The organism is Binatus soli (SeqCode) (genome assembly GCF_050015535.1).
GTDB classification, from domain to species: Bacteria; Desulfobacterota; Binatia; order Binatales; family Binataceae; genus Binatus; species Binatus soli.
The window spans coordinates 203,678-213,246 of record NZ_JBEKBF010000005.1 but is presented as its reverse complement, the minus strand read 5'-3'; the positions used below and the strand labels follow the sequence as shown (position 1 = coordinate 213,246).

General features: G+C 58.4%; 9 protein-coding genes and 1 pseudogene. 6 read left to right on the top strand and 4 right to left on the bottom strand.

Features of this window, described 5'->3' with window-relative positions:
• The first annotated feature begins 345 nt into the window (after window positions 1–345).
• On the top strand, window positions 346–1,332 hold the full coding sequence (locus ABR989_RS05700; protein ID WP_428126404.1) for an LLM class flavin-dependent oxidoreductase: 987 nt from the start codon (window positions 346–348) through the stop codon (window positions 1,330–1,332).
• 41 nt (window positions 1,333–1,373) lie between these two features.
• Here the strand turns inward: ABR989_RS05700 and ABR989_RS05695 are convergent, their stop codons facing one another.
• Window positions 1,374–1,808, bottom strand: a complete 435-nt coding sequence (locus ABR989_RS05695) for an RrF2 family transcriptional regulator (protein ID WP_428126402.1) — start codon at window positions 1,806–1,808, stop codon at window positions 1,374–1,376.
• Window positions 1,809–1,943: 135 nt separating this feature from the next.
• Here ABR989_RS05695 and ABR989_RS05690 point away from each other — a divergent pair, with 135 nt between their 5' ends.
• The 4 genes and pseudogenes from ABR989_RS05690 to ABR989_RS05675 form a co-directional block, all read left to right on the top strand.
• Window positions 1,944–3,566: a nitrite/sulfite reductase gene (locus ABR989_RS05690; protein ID WP_428126400.1), complete on the top strand. Its 1,623-nt coding sequence runs from the start codon at window positions 1,944–1,946 to the stop codon at window positions 3,564–3,566.
• A 27-nt stretch (window positions 3,567–3,593) separates the two neighbouring features.
• Complete coding sequence (locus tag ABR989_RS05685) at window positions 3,594–4,424, top strand: phosphoadenylyl-sulfate reductase (protein ID WP_428126397.1); 831 nt, start codon at window positions 3,594–3,596, stop codon at window positions 4,422–4,424.
• Between the two features lie 6 nt (window positions 4,425–4,430).
• Window positions 4,431–4,925, top strand: a complete 495-nt coding sequence (locus ABR989_RS05680; protein ID WP_428126395.1) for a hypothetical protein — start codon at window positions 4,431–4,433, stop codon at window positions 4,923–4,925.
• 12 nt (window positions 4,926–4,937) lie between these two features.
• A pseudogene (locus tag ABR989_RS05675) lies at window positions 4,938–5,027 on the top strand (hypothetical protein); the annotation flags it as partial.
• 35 nt (window positions 5,028–5,062) lie between these two features.
• Here the strand turns inward: ABR989_RS05675 and ABR989_RS05670 are convergent.
• Window positions 5,063–6,529, bottom strand: a complete 1,467-nt coding sequence (locus tag ABR989_RS05670; protein WP_428126393.1) for a sugar transferase — start codon at window positions 6,527–6,529, stop codon at window positions 5,063–5,065.
• A gap of 304 nt (window positions 6,530–6,833) precedes the next feature.
• Between ABR989_RS05670 and ABR989_RS05665 the strand changes: the two genes are divergently transcribed.
• Window positions 6,834–7,430, top strand: coding sequence for a GNAT family N-acetyltransferase (locus ABR989_RS05665; RefSeq protein WP_428126392.1), 597 nt, complete (start codon window positions 6,834–6,836; stop codon window positions 7,428–7,430).
• 109 nt (window positions 7,431–7,539) lie between these two features.
• On the opposite strand, the gene ABR989_RS05660 is transcribed toward ABR989_RS05665, so the two are convergent.
• Window positions 7,540–7,710, bottom strand: coding sequence for a DUF5989 family protein (locus ABR989_RS05660; protein ID WP_428126390.1), 171 nt, complete (start codon window positions 7,708–7,710; stop codon window positions 7,540–7,542).
• The gene (locus ABR989_RS05655; RefSeq protein ID WP_428126388.1) at window positions 7,710–9,491 is read right to left on the bottom strand and encodes a carbamoyltransferase family protein; all 1,782 of its coding nucleotides are present in this window, start codon (window positions 9,489–9,491) and stop codon (window positions 7,710–7,712) included. Before ABR989_RS05655 ends, ABR989_RS05660 begins: the two co-directional genes overlap by 1 nt.
• Between the last annotated feature and the right edge of the window lie 78 nt (window positions 9,492–9,569).

Sequence of the window (9,569 nt, the reverse complement as noted above, 5' to 3'; positions counted from 1 at the left end):
TCTGGGTTGGAATGCATTTGGCGAAGAAGTTGGCGCGCTACATGGAGTCATAGATCCCCTTTGTCAGGCAGCTCGCGCAGGCAACGTGCTTCATCGGCAGGCGCATGCAAGGCGAAACCGCAGCCTCATCATCCCGTTTCATCCTTGAATGAATATAACCATTTTTGACCGGCTATTCAATGATGCCTAATGCAACATTTGATGATTTCGTAGGCATCGGCAGCTAACCGCAGAGAACAACTTGCGCGCTGATGCGGCAAACGTCCGGCGCAATTGGATTTCTTGAGGGCTGGCCGCTCTGCTAACCTAGCCGACTCAAATCCCGGCTTTTTTACGAGGTACAAAATGGAGTTTGGAATTCAGCTGCACAACATGGAGCCCGCCCAGTATCGGGCCAACGCGCAAGCCGCGGAGGCACTCGGCTACGACCTGATCGTTTTTCCCGATCATCTCGTGGAGGAAGGTCCGGAGCGGCAATACGATCCGAAGGAGCCGGCGTATGACCATATCGCGATGGCCGCCGCCGTCATCGAAGCCACGAAGAAGATCCGCGTCGGCCATCTCGTGCTGTGCAATTTGTTTCGTCATCCCGCAATCACGGCGCAGAGCCTGATGACGCTGGACCGGCTGAGCGGCGGCCGGCTCGTCGCCGGTCTCGGCACCGGATGGACCGAGACGGAATTCAAGATGAGCGGGATCGCGTTCCCGCCCATCACCGAGCGGCTGCGGATGCTCGACGAAGCGATGACCTGCATCCTGTCGCTGTGGAAGAACGAGCGCACGACTTTCGACGGTGAGTTCTACCATTTCAAAGATGCGATCCTGTGGCCCAAGCCCATACAGCAGCCACATCCGCCGATAATCGTCGGTGGCGGGGGCAAAGGTCTGCTGCGCCTCGCGGCCAAATACGCGGACTACGTCAACATCATTCCGGATGCGGGCAAGGCCGGATATATCTCGCTCGAAGTTGTGAAGCGCACGACCGACGACTCGTTCCGCGAAAAGGTGAGCTTCATCCGCGAGGAAGCCAGGCGGCTGGGCCGCAAACCTGACGCTGTCCGGATCAGCAACTACATTTTCGCGGCGATTATTTCGGACTCCCGCGAAGCCACCCGCAAGACCGCCGAGATGATGGCGCCGATGTTCGGTCAGACCCCCGAAGGGATACTGGCTTCGCCGATGACGCTGATCGGAACGCCGGAGGAATGCATTGTCGAGCTGAAGCGGCGCGCGAAGGACTGGAGCACGTCGCAGGTTATCTTTACCGGCGCCGTCGCGCGGGACGAAGAGCTGATGCGCAAGCTGCACGAGGACGTCCTCGCGCACGTGTAAGCGATCTCGAAGGAGGCGCCAATGAGGCGCCGGCGCCTGTCCTAGATGTTGTAGCTGATTGCGTGCTTGCGCTTTTCCGATAGCGCCTGCAGCGTCACTCCACGCAGGATTCCGTTGACCGAATCGCGGACCTCGCGCCAAACGTCGCGCATCGCGCATGCCTGATCGCGCGGGCATGACGACGAGCTTTCCTCGAGGCATTCAACCGGGGTGTAGTCACCCTCGATTATTTCCACCACGTCCGCCATCGTGATTCGCGCCGGCGGCTTGGCCAGCATGTATCCGCCGCTGGGCCCTTTCTGGCTGGCGACCAGACCGCCGCGCTTGAGTTCGATCAAGAGCCGACGCAGGTAGTTTTCGGGGATGTCCTGGGTCGCTGCTATTTCCTCGACTCGAACGGGCAAAGTGGTAGGATAACGCTCTGCCAGCAGCAGAAGGGCTTTCAAAGAGTAGTCAACGCCGACGCCGAACTTCATTTTTTCCGGAGCTTCCCCGGTCATATTGTTAGCATAACGCGTCAATCGGTGGAATAGGCGACCAGCTTAGTCATCTACTTAATTGACTAAATCAGTAATCTAAGTTACTTTTTATGTCCGCAGGAGATTCGATCAGTGCCGAAGAGAGAACCGCCGACTTGGGAAATGGTCTTGAAGCGCAATTCAGTCGAGCGCCTAAAGCACGAGCTGTTCCCCACTGAGCTGGCAAATCAATGGGACCGGCTGGCACAGACGTCGTATGAAAAGCTTCCCGAAGAAGACATCGTGCGGCTCCAGTGGTTCGGCATGTACCATGACAAGCCGAAGATCGGCACGTTCATGATGCGGGTGAAAATCCCCAGTGGCATCCTCAGCGCCGAGGGGTTGCGCATGTTGGGTGAAATCTCCGAGACCTACGGGCGCGACCAGGGCGAACTGACCACGCGCCAGAATTTCCAGCTTCATTACATCACGCTCGACAAATTCCCCGAGATTCTGGAGAAGCTCAAGAGCGTGGGGCTGACGACGATGGGCGGATGCGGCGACGTGGTGCGCAACATCACGGGATGCCCGGTCGCAGGCGTGGATCGGGACGAAATTTTCGACGTGACGCCGCTCGTTGCCGACGCCGCGGGATTTTTTTACGGCAATCGCGAGTACTCGGACCTGCCGCGCAAGCACAAGATATCGATCGCCGCATGCCAGCATCAGTGCAACGCTCCCGAGATCAACTGCGTCGCGCTGGTCGGGATGGTGAAGGACGGGCGCGAGGGCTTTGCGGTGCGCGTCGGCGGCGGACAGTCGTCCACGCCGCGCCTGTCGCGGCATCTGGGCGTGTTCATCACGCGCGAGCAGGCGATGCCGGTGATGCGCGCGATCATCGACGTGTGGAAGGGGACGACCGAGTACCGAATCTCGCGCGTCAAGGCGCGGCTCAAGTTCATGATCGACGATTACGGGCCGGAGGAATTTCGCCGGCTGGTCGAAGCGCGGCTCGGCTTCGCGCTCGAGAATCTCGCCGCGATGCCGATCCCTGAGACCGAGAGCGATCACATGGGCATCCGCGAGCAAAAACAGCCCGGGCTCAACTACGTCGGCTTTCCGGTTTACCTGGGCCTGATGAGCGGGCGGCAGATGCGCGAGGTTGCGGCGGTCACGGCCTCGTTCGGCGGCGACATCCGTCTCACGCGCCGGCAGAATTTCATCGTCACCGGGATTCCGACCGCGCAGCTCGACGACGTGATCGCGCAAGTTGGCGCGATCGGTTTCCCGCTGGATGCGAACGGCCTCTACGCGTCGTCGATCGGATGCATCGGCGATCCGCATTGCAACTACGCCGTCACGCCGACCAAGACCAAGCTCGCGACAATCATCGAGCGGCTGGTGAATCAGTTCGGCGAGCAGGTCGGCGGTCTCAAGCTGAATCTCGACGGATGCCCTCATGCGTGCGCGCAGCACTGGACCGGCGATATCGGGTTGCAGGGCACGACCGGCCGCGGACCCGCGGGCGAGCCGCTCGAGGCCTTCGACATTATATTGCGCGGCGGGCTGGGCAAGGACGCGGCGATCGGCAAGCCGATCATACGCCGCGTGCCGTCCGCAATGGTCGAAGACTACGTGTCGCGGCTGTTCGGGACTTACCTCGAACGGCGCAACGCCAACGAGACCTTCACGCATTTTTGCGTGCGCACCCCCGACGCTGACCTGATCTCGATCGCAAGTGGAGACGCAGCCGGCGCCAATGTCGCCGCCGCCTGAACCGGGTATCGCCCCAAGGACTCCGTCATGGCCGCAGGACCCCAAGTGCAAATCGAAAAGCCCGAACTGAGCCTGATTATGGACGAACTCGAGGCGGGTGAAGCCGCCGTCGAGCTCGACGACAAGGAGCCTCAGGAAGTCCTGGCGTGGGCCATCGATCGGTTCGGCAAGGAGCTGGCGATTTGCTGCAGCTTCCAGGCCGAGGGCTGCGTGTTGATCGACATGGCGCACAAGATCGATCCGAACATCCGCGTGTTTACGATCGATACGGGGCGGACGCCGCAGGAGACTTACGACCTAATCGACAAGTATCGCCAGCGCTACGGAATCAAGGTTGAAATCTTCATGCCTGATACGGCAGTCGTGGAGCAGATGGTTACCCGGCACGGCAACAATCTTTTCTACAACGACGTCAACCTGCGCCTGCTATGCTGCCAGGTGCGCAAGGTGCTGCCGCTGCGCCGTGCGCTCATGAATTACGGCGCGTGGGTGACGGGACTGCGCCGCGATCAGTGGGCGACGCGCTCTAACATCCGCAAAGTTGAAATCGATCACGACCACGGCGGTATCGTGAAGCTCGCGCCTTTGGCTGACTGGACTGAAGACGAGGTCTGGGATTACATCCGCGCCAACGACGTGCCCTACAACGCGCTCTACGCCAAGGGCTACAAGTCCATAGGATGCGCGCCGTGCACGCGCGCGGTAGGCGAGGGCCAGGACGCTCGCGCAGGCAGGTGGTGGTGGGAAACAGGCGCGCCGAAGGAATGCGGGATGCACTGCGCGATCGAGACCGGCGGCTTCGAGCACGAGCTGGCGGCGTTGCTCGGACAAAACGACGGCGGACACACCAAGTCGTAAACGGCGATGGCGAGCGACGACCAGCCCAAAGCGGGCGAATCGATAACGCTCGATAGTCTCCAGCGCGACATCCTTATTCCGCAAATTCAGGCGTTCCTCGACGCGACGAGCGATCCGCAGGCGCGCGAGGTCTATCTCTCGCTCAAGTCGGCGATCGAGTCGCTCGAAGTGCCGGCGGATCTCCAGCTTCGTCTCGGCGCGATCGTCGAGGTCGCGCTGACCAGCGGCCGCGTCAGACGGCTGTTCGGTCCCGGCGCGGAGCTGTCGCTCAACGCACTGTTCATGAAAACGCCGCGCGGCCGCGAAGTGGCCCAGTCGCTGGCCGAGCTCAACAAGGCGCTCGCGACGCTCAAGGGGGATACGGTCGAGCAGATAACCTCAACGCAGCGGAGCCCCGGCGCATACGCGCTCACGCTCAAGACCAGCGGATGCCAGATGGTGATTCGCTTCGAGCAAGCCGGCGTCCGTGTCGAAAGTCTGGAAGTAGACCTCGCCCGCTAGGGAACCTCTGCACGCATCTATTTCCTGCAGCAGTGGTTCGACCTGTCGGAGCCGCAGGCCGAGGACGCGATCTACGACAGCGAGTCGATGCGCCGCTTAGCAAGCAAATGGCACTCAACTGCCTGTGCAGAGGCTCCCTAGTGGGCGCCCTTGCGCCGCAACACTGCCGGAACGGTCCGCAGCAATATCTCGAGGTCTTTGCCGAGCGATTGGTCGCGGATGTATTCGAGGTCCAATTCGACCCGCTTCTGGTACTCCGCGATCTCGCTGCGGCCGCTGACTTGCCAATGGCCGGTCATCCCTGGCTTGGCGGACATGAAGAGCATCGCTGAATCGCCGTATTGAACCGCCTGAGGGGGCTCGACCGGGCGCGGCCCGACCAGGCTCATTTCACCGCTCAACACGTTGAATAGTTGCGGCAGCTCATCGAGGCTGGCTGCACGCAGGAAATTCCCGAGCGGAGCGAGGCGTGGATCTTCGCCCTTGGGAAGCTTGAAATTGTTTTTCAGGAATTTGGCGTACAAGGACGGCGAGTCCTTCAGGATCTGCTCCGCGTCGGCGCGCATGGTGCGGAATTTATAAAAAGTAAAGGGTTTTCCGTTGAGACCCAGGCGCTTCTGACGAAACAGCACAGGGCCCGGCGAGGTCAATTTGATTGCGACCGCGATTGCGGCCATCACCGGGGACAGAGCGATTAACAACAGCCCCGACACGACGAAATCGATGGCGCGTTTCACAGCTGCCTGAATGGGGGTCAGCTCACCCTTGCTTACTGAAAGCACAGGAATGCCCGCGATATCGCCGAGCGACTGGCGGAACAGCCTTGTATCGAGCAGGCTGGGTATGATGTGGACGGACTTGCCTTGCTTGAGAAGGGTGAGCATGCACTCCGTACTCGCCGGCCCGTCCGCCCCGTCGTTCATGCCGATGAGGTAAACATCATCAATCTCTTTGAGCGAAGCGCACTTCAGGTCGCAGCCAGACTCCGCCCGATTGCCGTTGCAATCAACCGCCCGCTTCGCCGGCTTAGCGTCTACCCGCTGATAGCCCATGGGATGCGCGGTGGTCAGAAGTCGCGCGAAGTGCTCGCGGGATGCCTCGTCGTCGCCGATCACGACCGCAGTCCGCCACTTATGTGCGGAGCGGCGCAGGCTCCGCAGCAAAAGTGTGGTTCCCATCTGCCTGAAGCAGATGAGAACCGCCGACGCGGCAATGAAATAAGCAGTGAACTGTCGGCTCAGATATTGAAATTTCAGTGCAAAGATCGCCGCAATCGTCACGAGGGACCAGATCAGCAACGTCTGTATCAGCCTGCGAGCAAGGAAATTGAGGCGTTCCGTACGGTGGGGTCGATAGGTCTCCGTGTATGCGGTCAGCGTCAGCCAGGACAGGATCGCGAGGATTAAAAGGGCCGAATACTGCGATTGCGCTTCGGAAGGCCTGCCGTGCGGGAATACCTGAATCTGTCCCCTGTACAGCGCGAGCACGATTTCTGACGCGACAAAGTAGCCGACGAAAATACAAATTGCATCGGCAATTCGCTCTGCCACTTCCCTGCTATTTTGCGGATTCAATGTCACCCCCCAGCGGTATCGTTCCAGCATCCCGAGCCTTCGGGCAGCAGTCCCCTAAATCTGCCCTAAAGCGTCAAATGCTCGTTCTTTTCGCCCCAAGCCATTCAGTCTTAGCTCTGTTACGGCTTTGTTGTCAAACTGTGCAAATTTGAAAAATCACCCCCTCCGGCGGGTGCTTGATTAGCGTGATTTTGCCCGCCAACGATTGGCAATTTGCGTTCGTGTTCGCCCGCTTGATAGATTGCTGTTCTTTTGGAAACCATTTTGCCGCGGAATCTGACTGGGCAAGTCCGGCGTGACTCAATAACGACTCGCCGGTTCGAGTGATTTCTGCATGCCACGCGTTTCAGCAGTTCTCGCACTGATTCGAGACGAGGGGATCCTGAATCTGCCGCGAATTGCTCTCGATTCGCTGAGGCTCCTCGACTTTCACATTTTCGTAATCAATCGCGGAGAGCAGCTGGCGCCGCTTCCGGTACCCGACGGCGTCACCATGTATGCCGACGCTTTGGATCGCCTCAAGCGCGCTCGCGAAAAGCGGACCGCCCTGTCCAATGAATTCTGGCGCGACCAGATGAGCGGCGCATCACACTGCGCGACGCTCGAGCTCAACGGGGAACTGGGAGGCGTGGTCTGGGCGTACGACTATCCGGCCGAGCGCCCGATAATCGTGTTGGAACCCGGGGAGGCGGAGTTATCGACGTCATACACCGTGGAAAAATTCCGTGGCCGCGGACTTTACCGGGCGTTGCTGTATTTCGCGACTGATTGGCAGCTGCGCGAGCGCCCCCGCCTGTTCACTATTGTCGCCAGCAACAATCCCACCCCCATGAAGGCGGTTTATCAAGTCGGATTTCACGAGGTCGGCGTCATCCGGCGTCGCGCGATACACGGGCCAAAGTTTTCGATTAATCAGATGACAGTGAAGTAGACCGCCGCGCCCAAGGGGTCCGGGGTAACTCCAGTTCGGCAGCTCGATTTTCAAGAAGTGCGATAATCGGCCAACGTCTTGCAGAGCGGTGCCGCTCATTTCAGAAGGACTAAAACAGAGTGTAGATGAATGGCGCAACCGCGGACGTCTCAGCGGCCACAACGAGCAAGCCTATGAAAACCAGCAGAACGACTACGGGAGTCAGCCACAATTTTCTGTTAGACCGAAGAAATTCCGCCAACTCGCGAAGGATTCCGAGTCGGGTCCCCAGTTTACTCATTACAGATCCTCTTTTTTAACTATCGTATTCTCTAAGACGACCATGTCCATCCCGCTGCGAGCGAAGCTGCTCAGGGCCTCGGCCGGCGTATTTACAATTGGCTCACCGCGCAGGTTGAACGAGGTGTTGAGTAGGACTGGTATTCCCGTCGCTTGCTCAAATCCAGACAGGAGTCGGGCATACAGCGGATTGGTTTCGGGAAGGACTGTCTGAAGGCGCGCCGTGCCATCGACATGGGTGACAGCGGGGATTTTTTCCCTTGCCGCGGGATGGACGTTTGCTACCATGGCCATGAAACGAGCCGGCAACTGCTCGGCGACTCGCGCTTCGAAGAAATCGGAGGCCTTGTCGACGAGGACAGACGGGGCGAAAGGACGAAACGGTTCGCGGAATTTTATCTTGGTGTTGACTATTTCCTTCATTTCCGATCGTCTCGGATCAGCCAGAATCGAACGGTTGCCGAGAGCTCGAGGGCCCCACTCGAATCGTCCCTGCATCCAACCCACCACTGAACCGGCTTCGAGCGCTGCCACAGCCCTACCGCACAGGGCATCTTCGTTGTCGAAGGTTTCGTGTCTGACGGATTGCGAATTGAGATAATCAACGACCGAACCGTTCGAGTGCTCCTCACCCCAATATGCGTGCGTCATTTCAAATTTTCGCGGCCGTCCATCGACTACATGATAAGCCCATAGTGCAGCGCCGAGCGCACCGCCTGCATCTCCGGCTGCTGGTTGCACAAAAATCTCATCAAAGCCGGCTTCCCTGAATATTCGCGAGTTCGCAACACTGTTTAGAGCAACCCCACCGGCTAGGCACAGGCGTTTGAGTCCCGTTCGTTGTTGCAAATGACGCGCCATGTGAAGAAGTACGTCCTCTGTAACTGACTGGACGCTTGCGGCTATATTAGCATAGTGCTGATTGGTTTCTGCCTGCCTTTTGAAGTCAGTTGGCTTGGCCCCGAAATACGAAGGGTAGCCGTAACTCTCCGTGAAGAACGGTGATTCCGGCGCTCGCGGCGGTCCGAAAAGCTCTACAAATTTTTCATTGTAGGTGTCGGTGGACGATCTATCAAAGCAGAAATATTTCATGTCAAGCTGGAAACTGCCGTCCCCGCCGACTCGAATAAGTTTTGAAACTTTGTCTCGATACTCCGGACGCCCGAAGGGAGCCATACCCATCACCTTGTACTCGCCTTCGTTTACTTCGAAGCCCAACAAGGCGGTGAATGCACTATAGAGAAGCCCCAAGGAATGCGGAAAACGTATTTCGCCGAGGAGCTTGAGATCTGTTCCGCGACCTTCCCCAAAGGTCGCGGTAGCCCATTCGCCGACTCCGTCGACGGTGAGTATGGCGGCATCGGTGAATGGCGAGCAGAAGAAAGAGCTAGCGGCATGGGAGAGGTGATGCTCGCAGAAGATTACTTTTTTTGGATCGAGTTTAAGATAATTGGCAAGCTTGCCTTTTATCCACAACTTGTCCTTCAACCAGGTAATCATCGCCTTCTGGAACACCACACACGACGACGGATAAGTGGCTGCGGCAGTCGTTAGAATTCGTTCCAACTTCAGGAAGGGCTTTTCAAAAAAAACGACCGAATCGAGCTCTTTACCGTCGATTCGTGCTCGACGGAGACAGAAGTCGATAGCTTTTTCCGGAAAATTATAGTCGTGCTTCTTGCGCGTGAATCTCTCTTCCTCTGCGGCTGCAACGAGTTCGCCGTCGTTCAGCAGCGCAGCGGCCGCGTCATGAAAGAAGCAGGAGACTCCAAGTGTGTACATAAACTAATTTGAAATTCCGATTGGTGATTATCGCTACGATCCGCTTAAGAACACACCTTGAAGAGCTCCGGGTCCAGG